At 71.2% G+C, this 16,224-nt stretch carries 16 protein-coding genes; 5 read left to right on the top strand and 11 right to left on the bottom strand.

Annotated elements, in window-relative coordinates:
• Positions 1-120: 120 nt before the first annotated feature.
• The 6 genes from IEZ17_RS44650 to IEZ17_RS30845 form a co-directional block, all read right to left on the bottom strand.
• Positions 121-429 (bottom strand): DUF6087 family protein, encoded by a 309-nt coding sequence (locus tag IEZ17_RS44650; RefSeq protein WP_373300003.1) that lies wholly within the window; start codon positions 427-429, stop codon positions 121-123.
• Between the two features lie 29 nt (positions 430-458).
• Positions 459-1,589 carry an ATP-grasp peptide maturase system methyltransferase gene (gene tgmC / locus IEZ17_RS30865; RefSeq protein WP_229852821.1) on the bottom strand — a complete coding sequence of 377 codons (1,131 nt, stop codon included), beginning with the start codon at positions 1,587-1,589 and terminating at the stop codon, positions 459-461.
• Entirely contained in the window at positions 1,586-2,536 is a 951-nt protein-coding gene (gene tgmB, locus IEZ17_RS30860; protein ID WP_189305915.1) for an ATP-grasp ribosomal peptide maturase, read from the bottom strand. Before tgmB ends, tgmC begins: the two co-directional genes overlap by 4 nt.
• On the bottom strand, positions 2,536-2,847 hold the full coding sequence (gene tgmA / locus IEZ17_RS30855) for a putative ATP-grasp-modified RiPP (RefSeq protein ID WP_189305912.1): 312 nt from the start codon (positions 2,845-2,847) through the stop codon (positions 2,536-2,538). Before tgmA ends, tgmB begins: the two co-directional genes overlap by 1 nt.
• Before the next feature lie 365 nt (positions 2,848-3,212).
• Complete coding sequence (locus IEZ17_RS30850; protein WP_189305911.1) at positions 3,213-3,413, bottom strand: hypothetical protein; 201 nt, start codon at positions 3,411-3,413, stop codon at positions 3,213-3,215.
• Positions 3,410-3,577: a hypothetical protein gene (locus IEZ17_RS30845; protein ID WP_229852820.1), complete on the bottom strand. Its 168-nt coding sequence runs from the start codon at positions 3,575-3,577 to the stop codon at positions 3,410-3,412. The genes IEZ17_RS30850 and IEZ17_RS30845 overlap by 4 nt, the downstream gene beginning before the upstream one ends.
• Positions 3,578-3,966: 389 nt before the next feature.
• Here IEZ17_RS30845 and IEZ17_RS30840 point away from each other — a divergent pair, with 389 nt between their 5' ends.
• Positions 3,967-5,307 (top strand): NsdA family TPR-like regulatory protein, encoded by a 1,341-nt coding sequence (locus IEZ17_RS30840; protein ID WP_189305907.1) that lies wholly within the window; start codon positions 3,967-3,969, stop codon positions 5,305-5,307.
• 130 nt (positions 5,308-5,437) lie between these two features.
• On the opposite strand, the gene IEZ17_RS30835 is transcribed toward IEZ17_RS30840, so the two are convergent.
• Genes IEZ17_RS30835 through IEZ17_RS30820 form a run of 4 tightly spaced genes read right to left on the bottom strand, consistent with a single transcriptional unit; the run spans position 5,438 to position 11,236 of the window.
• On the bottom strand, positions 5,438-6,592 hold the full coding sequence (locus tag IEZ17_RS30835) for an acyl-CoA dehydrogenase family protein (protein WP_189305905.1): 1,155 nt from the start codon (positions 6,590-6,592) through the stop codon (positions 5,438-5,440).
• Between the two features lie 2 nt (positions 6,593-6,594).
• Entirely contained in the window at positions 6,595-7,551 is a 957-nt protein-coding gene (locus IEZ17_RS30830) for a hydroxymethylglutaryl-CoA lyase (RefSeq protein WP_189305903.1), read from the bottom strand.
• A complete protein-coding gene (locus IEZ17_RS30825) occupies positions 7,548-9,611 on the bottom strand; it encodes an acetyl/propionyl/methylcrotonyl-CoA carboxylase subunit alpha (protein ID WP_189305901.1) in 2,064 nt (687 codons plus the stop codon). Before IEZ17_RS30825 ends, IEZ17_RS30830 begins: the two co-directional genes overlap by 4 nt.
• Positions 9,612-9,619: 8 nt before the next feature.
• On the bottom strand, positions 9,620-11,236 hold the full coding sequence (locus IEZ17_RS30820) for a carboxyl transferase domain-containing protein (RefSeq protein ID WP_189305969.1): 1,617 nt from the start codon (positions 11,234-11,236) through the stop codon (positions 9,620-9,622).
• 146 nt (positions 11,237-11,382) lie between these two features.
• Here IEZ17_RS30820 and IEZ17_RS30815 point away from each other — a divergent pair, with 146 nt between their 5' ends.
• The 3 genes from IEZ17_RS30815 (at position 11,383) to IEZ17_RS30805 (ending at position 14,248) form a co-directional block, all read left to right on the top strand.
• Positions 11,383-12,030, top strand: a complete 648-nt coding sequence (locus IEZ17_RS30815) for an SACE_7040 family transcriptional regulator (RefSeq protein WP_189305899.1) — start codon at positions 11,383-11,385, stop codon at positions 12,028-12,030.
• 141 nt (positions 12,031-12,171) lie between these two features.
• Entirely contained in the window at positions 12,172-13,329 is a 1,158-nt protein-coding gene (locus IEZ17_RS30810; protein WP_189305967.1) for an acyl-CoA dehydrogenase family protein, read from the top strand.
• Between the two features lie 22 nt (positions 13,330-13,351).
• Positions 13,352-14,248: an acyl-CoA thioesterase gene (locus IEZ17_RS30805; protein ID WP_189305897.1), complete on the top strand. Its 897-nt coding sequence runs from the start codon at positions 13,352-13,354 to the stop codon at positions 14,246-14,248.
• A gap of 25 nt (positions 14,249-14,273) precedes the next feature.
• Here the strand turns inward: IEZ17_RS30805 and IEZ17_RS30800 are convergent, their stop codons facing one another.
• The gene (locus IEZ17_RS30800) at positions 14,274-15,065 is read right to left on the bottom strand and encodes a phosphatase (protein ID WP_189305895.1); all 792 of its coding nucleotides are present in this window, start codon (positions 15,063-15,065) and stop codon (positions 14,274-14,276) included.
• 152 nt (positions 15,066-15,217) lie between these two features.
• Here IEZ17_RS30800 and speB point away from each other — a divergent pair, with 152 nt between their 5' ends.
• Entirely contained in the window at positions 15,218-16,189 is a 972-nt protein-coding gene (gene speB, locus IEZ17_RS30795; RefSeq protein WP_189305893.1) for an agmatinase, read from the top strand.
• Positions 16,190-16,224: the final 35 nt, after the last annotated feature.

Below are 16,224 nucleotides of genomic sequence, written 5' to 3'. Positions count from 1 at the left end.
CGTGGCCCCCTACGGGATCTGTTCGCCCGCCCCCGAGGGGTTCGCCCCTAGAACTCCAACTCCCTTGCAAACAGGGTCCATTGGACCTCGCTGGTGTCCTCGCCGTCATAGTGCGCCGGATCAGGGCTTGCGGTGGCGACCGGTCCCTGGGGTCATGGGTGACCACGTAGCCGACCGCTCCTCCGTTTTCGTGGGCTCCGGCACCGGGTTGAGCATGCGACAGGCAGCCGCGTAGTTCTCCACCACAGTCACCGGAATCCACTGGAAGCCGTCCCATTCCACCACCATCCGACGGGCTTGGGGATCGACGTGTGCGCCTTGATGAGGGCCGGCGCCGAGACTGACGGCCTTCCGCTCACCGATCGGCCGCAAGTGCTGTTGTCTGCGGGCCGCCCAGTGGTCCAGCGGTTCATCTGCCGAGTCGCCCATCGTCCCCACCCTCCTGGTTCTCGTCGCGATCAGACCTTGGGCCAAGTGACGGTCTGCCCCTCGGGGGTGACGGTGACCTCGAATCGTTCGAGATCGGGGGCGCCATCGGCGCGCCAGCGGCTGATGTGCTCCTCTACCGCGTCCCAGAGGCGGGCCGGTCCACCCTGCCGAACGGTCCACTTTCCTCCGTCCTGGGCAAGTGCCGCCCACGCACCGGCGGATACGTCGATAAGAACGTGCTCGGTGTGCCCGTTGCGCTCCAGTCTGATGCGCTGCGCCCCGGGTGTGGCGAGCTGGGCGACGAAGCGGGTGTTCCAGTCGTCCAGTACATCGGCTGAGAGCGAGGTGGGACGTTCGTCGCCGTCATCGAGATCGGGCAGCATTCCGAGCGGTGGGGGTAGTTGGGGGCGGGCGAGCATGAAGGAGATCTGTCCGCCGAGGAACCGGCCGCGGGCTGTCCCGTCCTCGCCCACGGTGAGCCGGGCGAGTTCGGAGGAGTACAGCCAGCCGCACAGGGTGGCGAGGATGATTCCGCCGGGTCGGGTCTGCTCGACCCAGGCGTAGGGCAGATCGACCACTCCGCACATGGCGATCAGACGGTCGTAGGGCGCGCCGTCGGCGGCGCCGAGAAGGCCGTCGCCCACGAGGGTGCGTGGGTGGTAACCGATGTCGCCGAGAGCGACCCGGGCGTGGCCGGCTACGTCCTCGTCGACCTCCACGGAGGTCACACAGTCGTCGCCGAGTCGGTGGCACAGGAGCCCGGTGGAGTAGCCGGTGCCAGTTCCGATCTCCAGTACCCGGTGACCGTCCTCCACTTGAAGGTCTTCGAGCATCCGCACCACCAAGCCGGGCATGGTGCTTGATGAGGTGGGGGCGCGCCGGATCTCGCCGCGGATGTCCCGAGGGGCGATCGTCCCGGCGATCTGGGTGACGAGGGAGTCGTCGTCGTAGCAGCGCGTCAGCCAGCGTGGATCGTCCGGCATGACCGGCCGCCATGCCGTCGGTGCCGAGCCGGCCACCTGGTCGAAGAATCCGCCGCGGAGGAACGCGTGGCGGGGTACCCAATCGACGGCGGCCTGCCATGGGGCGGTGCGAAGGTATCCGCCGGAGGCCAGCCGGCTGGCGAGGGCCACGCGGAGGGCCTTGTCGTCGTCGGTCACGCGGACTTCCTTTCGAGCAGATCGGCCATGGCCGCAACCATCGGCAAGCCGGTCTCCGGCTCCAGCCACGCCCACTGTCCGGACGGGTTGCACTCCAGGAACCACCATTGCCCTTCGCGGTCCACGGCGAAGTCGAAAGCGCCGAAGACGAGCCGGAAGTGTGCGAGGTAGGTGCGCAGAGCCTTGGCGATGCCCGGGGGCGGCTTGACGACGGAGTAGGTGATCCGGCTGTAGTCAGTGCGCCAGTCCAACAGGTCCGAGTCGATGCGCACAGCGAAAACCTGGTCGCCGATGACGGTCACGCGGATGTCGGTGGCCTTGTCGATGCGCTGTTGAAACAGGTGGGCGGTGCCGCTGACGGCGCCGTTGATCTCGTCCGCGGTGACTTCGGCGACCTTCACCGTGCAGGAAACGCCGTTCTCGTCGCGGTAGAGGGGCGCGGAGAGCGGTTTGTAGATCACCGGCCCGTACCGCTTGATGAAGCTCTTGGCCGCGTCAGGGGCCGAGGTGATCAGGGTGGGCGGGAGCTGGAACCCGGCTGCCACGGCGGTGGCTAGACCGGACGGCTTGAACTCCGCGTCGCCGATGCGGTGGGGGTGGTTGACGTACAGGCAGCCGGGCAGGGCGGCGATTACGCCGCCGAGGCCGTAGCGGGCTTGGGCAACGGCGAACCGCGCGGTCTGCTCGTCCAGATGCGGGAAGGTGAAGCCGGAGGGGCGGCGGTAGTACAGCGACCGCACGTGCCCGAGGTCGGCGGTGCGCGACGGCGTGGTCAGGGTGCCTGTGAGGCCGTCGCTGGTGAGGGTGGCCGCGACCGACAAGGTGGCGGGGAAGTCCCCGGAGTCGAACCGCACGACCGGGACGCCCCGGTCGTGCAGCTCGTCAATCACCAGGTCGGTTGTGGGGTCGTCCAGATTGGTGACGACCAGAACCGGACCCGGATGCATCACTGATCGCTGTCGTTTCCGGTGTCCTGGTCACCGCCACCGGCGCCACCGGGGCCCGAACCATCGGACGGATTACCGGTGTTGGTGGGCGGGTTGGTACCAGTGCTCGTCCCATGCCCCGGCATCATCATCGGCTGCCCGGCAGCGTCGAAGTAGCGACCGGTCTGAGTGACGGGGTCGAGTTCGACACGGGCGTAACCGGGGGCGAACGCCGGGTACGGAGCCATACGGCGCAGGCCCCACGGGATGGGAGCGACATGACCCGACGGGAGCGGCGTCCCGGTCGGGAGCCGGTTGGAGTGGGCAAACATCCGATTCCCTTCTTCGGCTTGTTCGGACTTGCAGGACCCTGCCGGGGCTCAGCTTGGCGTCAACTTCTCGCCCGCGGCAGAGGGCCTTGGTGCTCCGGTCCCTGGCGTGGTGTCACCCAGGGGCCAGGGGCCGGGAGTTCATACTGGGGGCAGCGCATGGGCGAGAACCGTGGGTGTGCCCGGCTCGTGAAACCCTTCGCATGGTGGGTGGGCCTTGCAGAAGAACCCCCTCCGTCGGCACGCCCGGCACCCCTGAGGTGCCACCGCGGTGACACCCCGGAGGCTCGGCTCCACGCGGAACAACTCCGCTGCTGCCCAACCGCGCCCGTAGCACCCCCGGCACTGGAGATGGGGGCCTGGGCACGTCAGCGTGCCGCCTTCCGTACGCGGGCCGGCATCGCGGCCGTACGGATTCCGACGCGCCCCAGGTCGGTCCGGAGCTCCCCGCCGGCGGTGTCGCTGAACGTCGACTCCGGGAACGTCAGCTTCGTTTCTGCCAGGGCGAGTTGAAGATCCCGGTAGGCGACCATGGCGGCGGGGCCCTCCGGGCGTGCCGCGGTCGTCATCGGCCCTCCCGCTTCGCATGGGGGTGGCGATGGATCTCGATGTTGCAGTCGATCACCTTCGTCAGGTCTCTGATGGCACGCGCTTGTGCACGCTGCCGGGCCAGAGCCCCGCGCACGTCGCAGCCGGCAACCGACTCGGGATCCTGCGCCGGAACCGGGTCCATCAGGTGAACGGTGCGGCACCTGCGGGGCATCAGCCCACCACCTCCACGCCGTGAATCCGGCGCGGCCCGGCACCGACCCCGTGCACCGCGCACCACAACGCCCGCCGTCGCCCCCGCGCGGGAAACGCCGGCCGCAGCAGCGGGATTAAGAACCGCGCTGTAGCGTGAGTCATGTTGTCAACTCCCTTGTAGTTGATGGCCATGCTCCCGGGCCGTCCACCACGGTCGCGGGGGTCCTCTCGTTGTCTCGCCAACCTCGCAGCGGCTGTCGCGAGAGGAGGGCGCGTCCTCGCTCTAGGCAACCGGTCCGCTACAGCCGGCGGTACCGTTGGACTGGCAGCGGCTTTTAAGAGCTTTAAGCACTCCTACGGAATGAGGAGTTGAGGTCGGTGGGTACACGGGAGCCGAACCGGCGCCTTGAACGCCTCTATCGGGAGACCGGCTGGACGCTGCGGCAGTTCGTCCAGGCCGTGAACCGCATCGGTACCGAGAGAGGAACCCCGCTCCGGTACCGCGAGCCGTCGGCCCACCAGTGGCGTCAGGGGCAGATGCCCAAGGAGACGGTCAGGCCGCTGGTCTTGGAGGCGCTGGCGCGGAAGCTGGGACGTCCGGTCACCCATGCCGAGGCCGGGTTCCCGGCCCCTGCCAGAGGCTCGGACGCCGCTCCGAGCACGGTCGAAGGGCTGATTGACCTAGGTAGCGGAGATATGGACCCCTCCCGCCGCAGCATCCTCGGTATAAGTCTTTTTTCCGTTGCGCTGACCGTGCCCAATTGGCCAGACGTGGTGGGGCGAATGGAAGCTTCCCAAGCGGGTCAGACTCGGCGCATCGGTATGCCAGAGGTCGACATGGTCATTGCTATGACTGAGAAAGTATCAGAGCTGGATGACCAATTCGGTGGGCGCCATGCCCGGCCGATGGCCGCGGCTTTCCTGGTGAACACGGTAGCCCCGTATCTGCGGGCGGATGCCTCTGAATCCGTACGGAAAGCCATGTTGTCGGCTGCTGCGGACTTGAGCTACCTCACCGGATATATGGCGGTGGATGAAGGTGTCCACGGCCTTGCGCAACAGTATTACCTGAAGGCGTTGGAACTTGCCGGAGCGGCAGAGGACCACCTGACGTACTGCACGACGCTGCGCGGGATGAGCGTTCAGGCTGTTGATCTAGGGCACGGCAGGGAGGCGCGACGGCTCGCCGATGCTGCCGCTGCCGCGTCTCCCCAAGCCGGTCCACGGATGCGGGCCTTCCTTGCCGGGCAGCAGGCACACGCGTACGCGCAGATCGGCGGGAGCAACAGTGCGCTGACGTACCTACGAGAGGCCGAAGTGGCCATGGACAAGGCGGAATCCAGGGGCAAGGCGTTCGGCTCGTACGATCCGTCAGCCCTGAATTACCACATCAGCCAGGTGCGGTACGAACTCGGCGATGTTCCCGGCTCCATCAAAGCCATGCAGGAATCGGACAGGGTGCGCTACAGCGTCTATCGGCGCGCCCGCGTACGCCACCGCGCTACCCTGGCCGAGCGTCTACTGGAAGTCGGCCACCTGGAAGCCGCCTGCGCGACATGGCATCTCGCTCTGGATGACTACCCTTTGATCCAGTCAGGACGGGCGGATCAACGCATGCAAACGATGTTCAAGCTCATCCGACCCCATCTCAAGAATCATGCCGCACGGGACCTCTATGAACGCGCTCGGCTCGTGACGCCGGCCTCGCTCTCCGCCTAGAAAGCGACGCGGCGGGCCCGGGAATACCCTCCCGGGCCCGCCGCGTTGTGGCCCACAGGGGGCGTTGCCACCCCCTAAGGGATCTGTTCGCCCGCCCCTGAGGGGTTTGCCGCGGGGGCGGGGGTCGCTCCTAGAAGCCCAACTCCCGTGCAATAAGCATCCGCTGGACCTCGCTGGTGCCCTCGCCGATTTCCAGGATCTTGGCGTCCCGCCACATCCGGGCGACCGGGTACTCGTTCATGAAGCCGTAGCCGCCGTGGATCTGGGTGGCCTCGCGGGCATTGTCCACCGCGATCTCGGACGAGTAGAGCTTGGCGAGCGCGGCCTCCTTCTTGAACGGCTCGCCCAGGACGAGGCGGGAGGCGGCGTCGCGCCAGGCCAGCCGGGCGGTGTGGGCGCGCATCTCCATGTCGGCGAGCTTGAACTGGATGGCCTGGTTGGCGCCGATGGGGCGGCCGAAGGCGTGCCGCTCCTTGGCGTACCGCACCGACTCGTCGACGCAGCCCTGGGCGAGGCCGGTGGCCAGCGCCGCGATGGCGATCCGGCCCTCGTCGAGGATGCGCAGGAACTGGGCGTAGCCGCGGCCCTCCTCGCCCAGGAGGTTGGCGGCCGGGACGCGGACGTCGGAGAAGGACAGTTCGCGGGTGTCCGAGGCGTTCCAGCCGACCTTGGAGTACGGGGCGGCGACCGTGAAGCCGGGGGTGCCGGACGGGATGATGATCGAGGAGATCTGCGGGGCGCCGTCCGGGGTGCGGCCGGTGACCGCGGTGACCGTCACCAGGCCGGTGATGTCCGTACCGGAGTTGGTGATGAAGCACTTGCTGCCGTTGATCACCCAGGTGTCGCCGTCGCGGACCGCGGTGGTGCGGGTGGCGCCGGCGTCCGAGCCGCCGTCCGGCTCGGTGAGGCCGAACGCGCCCAGCAGCTCGCCGGAGCACAGCTTCGGCAGCCAGGCGCGCTTCTGCTCCTCGGTGCCGAAGCGGTAGATCGGCATCGCCCCCAGGGAGACGCCGGCCTCCAGGGTGATGGCCACGGAGGAGTCGACCCGGGCCAGCTCCTCCAGGGCGATCCCGAGCGCCAGGTAGTCGCCGCCCATCCCGCCGTACTCCTCGGGGAACGGCAGGCCGAACAGGCCCATCTGGCCCATCTGGCGGACGATGTCGTACGGGAAGGCGTGCTGCTCGTAGTACGTGCCGATCTCCGGGGCGACGACGTCGTGCGCGAACGCCTCGACCGTACGCCGGAGTTCCTCCAGCTCGGCGGGCAGGCGGTGGTCCAGGGACATGGTCACTCCTTGGGGGACTGTGCGGGCTGCACGCGTGCGCGGACGGTGCGCGAGGGGCTGGGGCGGCCCAGGACTCCGGCCAGCCAGACGCTGGTCTCGGTCAGCCGGTCCAGGTCGACGCCGGTCTCGATGCCGAGGCCGTGCAGCATCCACACGAGGTCTTCGGTGGCGAGGTTGCCGGTGGCGCTCTTGGCGTAGGGGCAGCCGCCGAGGCCGCCCGCCGAGGCGTCGACGGTGGTGACGCCGTGCTGGAGCGCGGCGAAGGTGTTGGCGAGGGCCTGCCCGTAGGTGTCGTGGAAGTGGACACCCAGGCGGGAGGTGGGCACGCCCGCCTCGTTGAGGGCGGCGAGCAGGTGCTGGACGTGGCCGGGGGTGGCGACGCCGATGGTGTCGCCCAGGCTCAGCTCGTCGCAGCCCAGGTCGAGCAGCGCGCGGCAGACCCGGACGACCTGGGCGATGGGCACCGGGCCCTCCCAGGGGTCGCCGAAGCACATGGAGAGGTAGCCGCGGACGTGGACCTTCTCGTCCCGGGCGCGCTGGACGACCGGGGCGAACATCGCCAGCGCCTCGTCGACCGTGCGGTTGAGGTTGGCCTTGGCGAACGACTCGGTGGCGCTGCCGAACACCGCGATCCGGCGGGCGCCCAGCGCCAGCGCCCGTTCCAGGCCCCGCTCGTTGGGCACCAGCACCGGGAGCCGGTGCGGGTCGAGATCGCCCAGCAGCGGGAACAGCTGCTCGGCGTCGGCGAGTTGGGGCACCCACTTGGGGTGGACGAAGCTGGTCGCCTCGACCAGGGGCAGTCCGGCGGCGGCCAGCCGGTGGATGAACTCGGCCTTGATCTCGGTGGGGATCACCGCCGACTCGTTCTGCAACCCGTCCCGCGCACCGACCTCGTGGATCCGTACGCGGGTGGGCAGGCCCTCCGCCTGCACCGCCATCGGCAGTCCGGCCGCGGTCATGACGCGTCCTCCTCGTCCGTGCGCGGGGAGGCGTCCCCGGCGTCCGTGGCGCTCTCGTGCGGGGCGACCACCGCCAGGATCTGGTCCATGGCGACGGTGGCGCCCGCGGTGACGTCCAGCTCGGTGACGGTCCCGGCGTGCGGCGCGGAGATGACGTGCTCCATCTTCATCGCCTCCACCACCAGCAGCCCCTGGCCCGCGACCACGTCGTCGCCGACGGCCACCTTGACGACGGTGACGGTGCCCGGCATCGGGGCGGCGAGGGTGTCCGCGCCGTGCGCCCCGGCGGCACCGCGCAGCGCCTCGGCCACCGGGTCGTACGGGGCGACGTGCCAGGATTCGCCGTCCCGGCCCAGCCAGTCGCCGCTGCGGTGGAAGGTGTGCAGCACACCGTCCACGGTGATCCGGACCCGGTCCGCGGTGACCTCCCGGATGTCCTCGGCGGCGCCGGGCCGGACGTCGTACGCCACCGGGTCGTGGCCCGGGACGCGCAGCCAGTGGCGTACCGGTGCGGGCTCGCCGCCGAGCCGGAAGCCGCTGGGGGCGGCGAACGGGTCGCGCCAGCCGCCCTCGGGGACCGCCGGCTCCAGCGCGGCCTGCCGGACCGCGCCGGCCGCCGCGTACACCGCGTCCGGCACCGTGCCGTCGACCAGGCCGGCCGCGGCGCGCTCCACCAGCCCGGTGTCCAGGTCGCCGGAGACCACGTCCGGGTGGGCCAGCAGGCGGCGCAGGAACCCGGCGTTGGTGGTCACCCCGAGCGTGACGGTGGCGGCCAGCGCGGCCCGCAGCGTGCGCAGGGCACTGGCGCGGTCCGGGCCGTGGGCGATGACCTTGGAGAGCATCGGGTCGTAGCGGCTGCCGACCTCCGCGCCCTGCGAGAGGCCGGAGTCGGTGCGGACCGCGCCGGGTCCCCGGCCCCGCTCGGCCAGGGGGGAGTCCCATGCGCCGTTGACCTCGTGCAGTGCGAGCACCGTGCCGCCGGTCGGGAGGAAGTCGCGGGACGGGTCCTCGGCGCAGATCCGGGCCTCCACGGCGTGCCCGGTGAGCGTGATGTCCTCCTGGGCGAACGGCAGGCGCTCGCCGGCGGCGATCCGCACCTGCCACTCCACCAGGTCGATTCCGGTGACCAGTTCGGTGACCGGGTGCTCCACCTGGAGGCGGGTGTTCATCTCCATGAAGAAGTACGAGGACGGGTCCTTGCCGGGGACGATGAACTCGACCGTGCCGGCGCCCCGGTAGCCGCAGGAGCGGGCCGCCTGGACGGCCGCGGCGCCCATCGCGGCGCGGGTGGCGTCGTCCAGGAGGACCGACGGGGCCTCCTCGATGATCTTCTGGTGGCGCCGCTGGAGGGAGCACTCGCGCTCGCCGAGGTGCAGGACGGTGCCGTGGCCGTCGGCCAGGATCTGGATCTCGATGTGCCGGGGGCGGTCGATCCAGCGCTCCACGAGCAGGGTGTCGTCGCCGAAGGAGGAGCGGGCCTCGCGGCGGGCGGCGGCGATCTCGTCGGCCAGCAGGGCCGCGTCCCGGACCAGCCGCATGCCCTTGCCGCCGCCACCGGCGGACGGCTTGAGGAGCACCGGGGTGCCGATCTCCCGTGCGGCGGCGGCCAGTTGACCGTCGTCCAGGCCGCTGCCGGAGGATCCGGGGACGACCGGGACGCCGGCCGTGCGCACCGTCTCCTTGGCGCGGATCTTGTCGCCCATGAGGGCGATGGCGTCGGCGGGCGGCCCGATGAAGACCAGCCCGGCGGCGGCGCAGGCCCGCGCGAAGGCGGCGTTCTCGGCGAGGAAGCCGTAGCCGGGGTGGACCGCCTGGGCGCCGGTGCGGACGGCGGCGTCCAGCAGCCGGTCCACCGACAGATAGCTCTCGGCGGCGGGGGCCGGGCCGATCCGTACCGCCGTGTCGGCCTCGCGGACGTGCCGGGCGTCGGCGTCCGCGTCGCTGTAGACGGCCACCGAGCGGATGCCCAGGGCGCGCAGCGTGCGGATGACGCGGACCGCGATCTCCCCGCGGTTGGCGACCAGGACGGTGTCGAAGCGGCCGGTGTCGAAGGTGGTCATAGGTCCTCTCACATCCGGAAGACGCCGAAACTCGGCTCGCCCAGTGGGGCGTTGGCGCAGGCGGTCAGCGCCAGGCCCAGGACCTGGCGGGTCTCCAGCGGGTCGATGACCCCGTCGTCCCACAGCCGCGCGGTCGCGTAGTAGGCGTTGCCCTGGGTTTCGTACTGCTCGCGGATCGGCGCCTTGAAGGCGTCCTCGTCCTCGGCGCTCCACTCCTCGCCGTGCGCCTCCAGCTGGTCGCGCTTGACGGTCGCGAGGACGGAGGCGGCCTGCTCGCCGCCCATCACGGAGATCTTGGCGTTGGGCCACATCCACAGGAAGCGGGGGGAGTAGGCCCGGCCGCACATCGAGTAGTTGCCCGCCCCGTAGGAGCCGCCGATGACGACGGTCAGCTTGGGTACCCGGGCGCAGGCCACGGCCGTGACCATCTTGGCGCCGTGCTTGGCGATGCCGCCCGCCTCGTAGTCGCGGCCGACCATGAAGCCGGAGATGTTCTGGAGGAAGAGCAGCGGGATGCCGCGCTGGTCGCACAGCTCGATGAAGTGGGCGCCCTTCTGGGCGGATTCGGAGAACAGGATGCCGTTGTTGGCGATCACGCCGACCGGGTGGCCGTGCAGGTGCGCGAAGCCGGTGACCAGGGTCGTGCCGTACTCCGCCTTGAACTCGGCGAAGCGGGAGCCGTCGACGAGCCGGGCGATCACCTCGCGGACGTCGTAGGGCGTACGGGAGTCCGCGGGCACCGCGCCGTAGAGCCCGGCCGGGTCCACCTTGGGCTCCTCGACGGGCCGTACGGACCAGGGGAGCGGGGTGCGCTCGCCGAGGGTGGACACGATGGTGCGCACGATGCGCAGCGCGTGCGCGTCGTCCTCGGCGAGGTGGTCGGTGACCCCGGAGGTCCGGGCGTGCACCTCGCCGCCGCCCAGCTCCTCGGCGGTGACCACCTCGCCGGTGGCCGCCTTCACCAGCGGCGGGCCGCCCAGGAAGATCGTGCCCTGGTTGCGGACGATCACCGCCTCGTCGCTCATGGCGGGGACGTAGGCGCCGCCCGCCGTGCAGGAGCCGAGGACCGCGGCGATCTGCGGGATCCCCGCGCCGGACATCCGCGCCTGGTTGTAGAAGATCCGCCCGAAGTGCTCGCGGTCGGGGAAGACCTCGTCCTGCTTGGGCAGGAAGGCGCCGCCGGAGTCGACGAGGTAGAGGCACGGGAGGCGGTTCTCCAGCGCGACCTCCTGGGCGCGCAGATGCTTCTTGACCGTCATCGGGTAGTACGTACCGCCCTTGACCGTCGCGTCGTTGGCGACGACGACGGTCTCCCGGCCGCTCACCCGGCCGATCCCGGCGATCACCCCGGCGGCCGGCGCGGCCCCGTCGTACATCCCGTCGGCGGCCAGCGGCGCCAGCTCCAGGAACGGCGATCCGGGGTCCAGCAGGGCGTCCACCCGCTCGCGGGGCAGCAGCTTGCCGCGTGCGGTGTGCCGCGCCCTGGCCTTCTCGCCGCCGCCCAGGCGGGCCGCGGCGAGCTTCTCGCGCAACCGGCCGGCCAGCTCGCGGTGCGCGGCCTCATTGGCCCGCCAGGAGTCGGACGCCGGATCGGCGGCACTCCCCAGCACCGGTGCCTGCTCGATGCCGTCCATTCCCATGAGCCCCCTTGCTCGGTCAGCTGCCCGCCGGGCGCCCGCGGGGTGTGCGCCGGGGCCAGGCGGGTTAATGGGCGTTAACCTCATTTCCTTCAGGTTAACGAGCACTAACCCGGCTGTCTACAATCGACGGCATGAGTGATGCGCACGTCCCCGCCCCCACCAGCCGCCGCGAGCAGATCCTCAAGGAGGCCGCCCGGCTCTTCGCGGAGCGCGGGTTCCACGGCGTCGGCGTGGACGAGATAGGGGCGGCCGTGGGCATCTCGGGGCCCGGCCTCTACCGGCACTTCGCGGGCAAGGACGCGATGCTCGCCGAGCTGCTGGTGGGGATCAGTGAGCGGCTGCTGGCGGGCGGCCGGATGCGGGTCGAGGAGGGCGGTGACAGCCCCGCAGCGGTGCTGGACGCGCTGATCGACGGGCACATCGACTTCGCCCTGGACGACCGGCCGCTGATCACCCTGCACGACCGGGAGCTGGACCGGCTGCGGGAGGCCGACCGCAAGCGGGTGCGGCAGCTCCAGCGGCAGTACGTGGAGCTGTGGGTGGAGGTCGTGCGCCGGGTCCATCCCGGGCCGTCGGAATCCCGGGCCCGGGCGGCGGTGCACGCGGTCTTCGGCCTGCTGAACTCCACGCCGCACCTCGGCCGGCCGGGGTCGCTGCCCGGCCGCACGGAGATGGCGGAGCTGCTGCACCGGCTGGCGCTCGGGGCGTTCGGCGCGGTGGACGCCGAGGTCGAGGGGGCGGTCGTGGAGGGCGTCGCGGCGTCCCGCCGGGCGGGCTGAGCGGCTCGCCGCCGGGTCCGTCGCCGGCTCCTTCCGAGGCCGGCCGCGGGCCCGTTCCACCTCTGGACAGCTTGGTGACCGGCGGGTAGCTTTCGCTGAGCAAACGCTTAGCCGAGCATGGTGGTGAAGGAGGCCGAGGGCATGCGCCGGACGGTGTTCAACGAGGATCACGAGGCGTTCCGGGAGACCGTACGCGCCTTCATCGAGGGCGAGGTCGTACCCGTCTACGACGACTGGTACGCCGCCGGCGAGGTGCCCCGCGACTTCTACTACAAGCTCGCCGAGCTGGGCATATTCGGCATCCGCGTCCCTGAGGAGTACGGCGGCGCCGGCATCGACTCGCACAAGTTCGAGGCCGTCATGTACGAGGAGACGGCCCGCGCCGGCGTCACCTTCGGCGGCTCCGGCGTCCATGTGCTGCTCGGCCTGCCGTACATCGAGATGCTGGCCACCGAGGAGCAGAAGAAGCGCTACCTGCCCAAGTTCGTCTCCGGCGAGGAGATGTGGGCCCTGGCGATGACCGAGCCGGGCACCGGCTCCGACCTCGCCGGCATGAAGACCACCGCCAAGCTCTCCGCCGACGGCACCCACTACGTCCTCAACGGCTCCAAGACCTTCATCACCGGCGGCGTGCACGCCGACCGCGTCATCGTCTGCGCCCGCACCTCCGCGCCGCGCGAGGACGACCGCCGCCACGGCATCTCCCTCTTCGCCGTCGACACGAAGTCCGAGGGCTACTCGATCGGCCGCAAGCTCGACAAGCTCGGCCTGAAGGTCTCCGACACCGCCGAGCTGGCGTTCGTCGACGTCAAGGTGCCCGTCGAGGACCTGCTCGGCGAGGAGAACAAGGGCTTCTCCTACCTCGGCCGGAACCTGCCCTCCGAGCGCTGGGGCATCGCCTTCGGCGCCTACGCGCAGGCCAAGGCCGCCGTCCGGTTCGCGCAGCAGTACGTGCAGGAGCGCACCGTCTTCGGCAAGGCCGTCGCGGCCTTCCAGAACACCAAGTTCGAACTGGCCGCCTGCCAGGCCGAGGTGGACGCCGCCGAGGCCGTCGCCGACCGCGCACTGGAGGCCCTGGACGCCGGCGAGCTGACCGCGGCCGAGGCCGCCTCGGCGAAGCTCTTCTGCACCGAGGTCGCCCACCGCGTCATCGACCGCTGCCTCCAACTGCACGGCGGCTACGGCTTCATGAACGAGTACCCGATCGCCCGCCTCTACGCCGACAACCGCGTCAACCGCATCTACGGCGGCACCAGCGAGGTCATGAAGTCCATCATCGCCAAGTCCATGGGCCTGTGAAGGGCGTAAGGGCCGCACGCACGTGAACGACGCACTGAAGTCGCTGCTCGATCTGCTGGACCTGGAGCGGATCGAGCAGGACATCTTCCGCGGCCTGAGCCGTGCCTCGGTCGTGCCCCGGGTCTTCGGCGGCCAGGTCGCCGCACAGGCGCTGGTCGCGGCCGGCCGCACGGTCCCCGCCGACCGCCCACCCCATTCCCTGCACGCCTACTTCCTGCGCCCCGGCGACCCCGGCGCGCCCATCGTCTACACCGTCGACCGGATCCGCGACGGGCGGTCGTTCACCACCCGGCGGGTGGTCGCCGTCCAGCACGGCAAGCCGATCTTCCACCTCACCGCGTCCTTCCACGCGTACGAGGAGGCGGCGCTGGAGCACCAGGAGCCGATGCCGGCCGCGCCGGATCCGCTGGGGCTGCCCACCGCCGCCGAGGTGCTGCCCCGCCACGCCGAGCGGTACCTCACCCCGGACGTCGCCGAGCGGCTGCTGGAGGCCCGGGCCGCGATCGACCTGCGGTACGTCGACGAGCCGCCCTACGCCACCGTCGGCCGGCCGCGCGACCCGCGCTCCCAGGTCTGGTTCCGCACCCACGGCACGCTCGACGGCGCCGGCGAGATCCCCCGCCCGCTGCTCGACGTCTGCCTGGTCACCTACGTCTCCGACATGACGCTGCTGGACTCGATCCTGCTGGCGCACGGCCGCGGCGGCTGGGCGGTCGGCGACGTGGTCGGCGCGAGCCTGGACCACGCGATGTGGTTCCACCGCCCGCTGCGCGCCGACGAATGGCTGCTCTACGACCAGGAGTCGCCCACCGCCCAGGGCGGCCGGGGCCTGGGCCAGGGCCGCATCTTCACCGCCGACGGGCAGTTGGTGGTGTCGGTGATCCAGGAGGGGGTCGTACGGGTGCCGTGGGACGGCTGACACCGGCTGCCCCGGCCCGGCGGGGTCAGAGCAGGTCGGCCGCGTCCAGCAGATAGGCGGTCAGCGGGTCGTAGTGGCGCGGGCTCGCGACATGGTCGTCCAGCGGCACGGTCACCTGGAGCGTGCCCTCCGCCTCGGCGAGGAAGAGCGCCGGGTCGTTGCAGTCGGCGAAGCCGATCGTGGGGATCCCGCGCTGCCCCGCGCAGCCGGCCCAGCCGTGGTCGGCCATGACCAGGTCCGGCAGCGGACGGCCGGCCCGCTCCAGGCCCTCCAGGACGGCGGCCATCGGCGCGGGGGAGTGGGTGTGCCACAGCGTCGCACCGCGCTCCAGCATCGCCACGTCGCCGAACTGGAAGACCATGCCGTCATCGGCCTGGAGCCCGTCCGGGACGACCACGATCTCGCAGTCCCGTTCGCGCAGCGCCTGGGCGGTGGCTCGGTGCACGTCCAGCAGGCCGCCGGGGTGGCCGGTGGCGAACAGCACCCGCTGGCGGTCCGCGGCTGCCTTGCGCAGCACCACGGCGGCGCGGTCCAGCGCGTCCACCGTGAGCTGGGGGTCGATGGTGTCCTGGCCCTGCCGGTGGTGCGGATCGTCGCCGACGCCGCAGCGCTCCGCCATCACGGCCAGTACGTCCTGCTCGTCCGTCCACCGCTCGCCCAGCTCCAGGCCGAACCAGTAGTGGCGGTCGCCGTTCGCGAGCCGGCGGTAGTGGAGGAGGTTGTTCTCGCGGGGGGTGGCGACGTCCCCCGCGATCCGGGTCCGGACGAGCTGGTCGATGAGTGCGGCACGCGAGGGGGCCGTAGCGGCTATCGGCATAGCGCCATTGTGCCCGGACGACTCTCCGGCGGCGGGGGCTTCCGCAGAGTGGTCACGGGCCCGCACCGCTTGGACGGAACGTCGAACGGCACCTGCCGGCGCGGCGCAAATGTCCATGTGCCCGGAAGCCGGCCGACCCTACCCTCACCCTCATGACCACCGCATCGCACGAGCCCGTGGGCCCCGTCGACTCCTCCCGCATCCCGCGCTACGCCGGGCCGGCGACCTTCGCCCGGCTGCCCCGCCTCGACGAGGTCGGCGGGCGGGCCGACGTCGCCGTCGTCGGTGTCCCCTTCGACTCCGGCGTCTCCTACCGCCCCGGCGCCCGCTTCGGCGGCAACGCCATCCGCGAGGCGTCGCGCCTGCTGCGCCCGTACAACCCGGCGCAGGACGCGTCCCCCTTCGCGCTCGCCCAGGTCGCGGACGCCGGCGACATCGCCGCCAACCCGTTCAACATCAACGAGGCCGTCGAGACGGTCGAGGCCGCCGCCGACGACATCCTCGGCACCGGCGCCCGCATGATGACCCTCGGCGGCGACCACACCATCGCCCTGCCCCTCCTCCGCTCCGTCGCCAAGAAGCACGGCCCGGTCGCCCTGCTCCACTTCGACGCGCACCTGGACACCTGGGACACCTACTTCGGCGCCGAGTACACCCACGGCACCCCGTTCCGCCGGGCCGTCGAGGAGGGCATCCTCGACACCTCCGCGCTCTCCCACGTCGGCACCCGCGGTCCGCTCTACGGCAAGAAGGACCTCACCGACGACGAGAAGATGGGCTTCGGCATCGTCACCTCGGCGGACATCTACCGCCGTGGCGCCGACGAGGTCGCCGACCAGCTCCGCCAGCGCATCGGCGACCGTCCCCTGTACATCTCCATCGACATCGACTGCCTCGACCCGGCCCACGCCCCGGGCACCGGCACGCCGGAGGCGGGCGGCATGACCTCCCGCGAACTCCTGGAGATCTTGCGCGGACTGGCGTCCTGCAACCTCGTCTCCGCCGACGTCGTCGAGGTCGCCCCCGCCTACGACCACGCCGAGATCACCGCCGTCGCCGCCTCGCACACCGCGTACGAGCTGACCACGATCATGTCGCGGCAGATCGCGGACGCACGGGGCTGACGGGCCGCAGACAGCCCGGAACCGCCGGTGGGCCC

This window comes from Streptomyces albospinus, from assembly GCF_014648695.1.
GTDB lineage: Bacteria > Actinomycetota > Actinomycetes > Streptomycetales > Streptomycetaceae > Streptomyces > Streptomyces albospinus.
The sequence above is the reverse complement of the archived record's forward strand: the minus strand, read 5'-3'. Positions and strand labels throughout refer to the sequence as shown.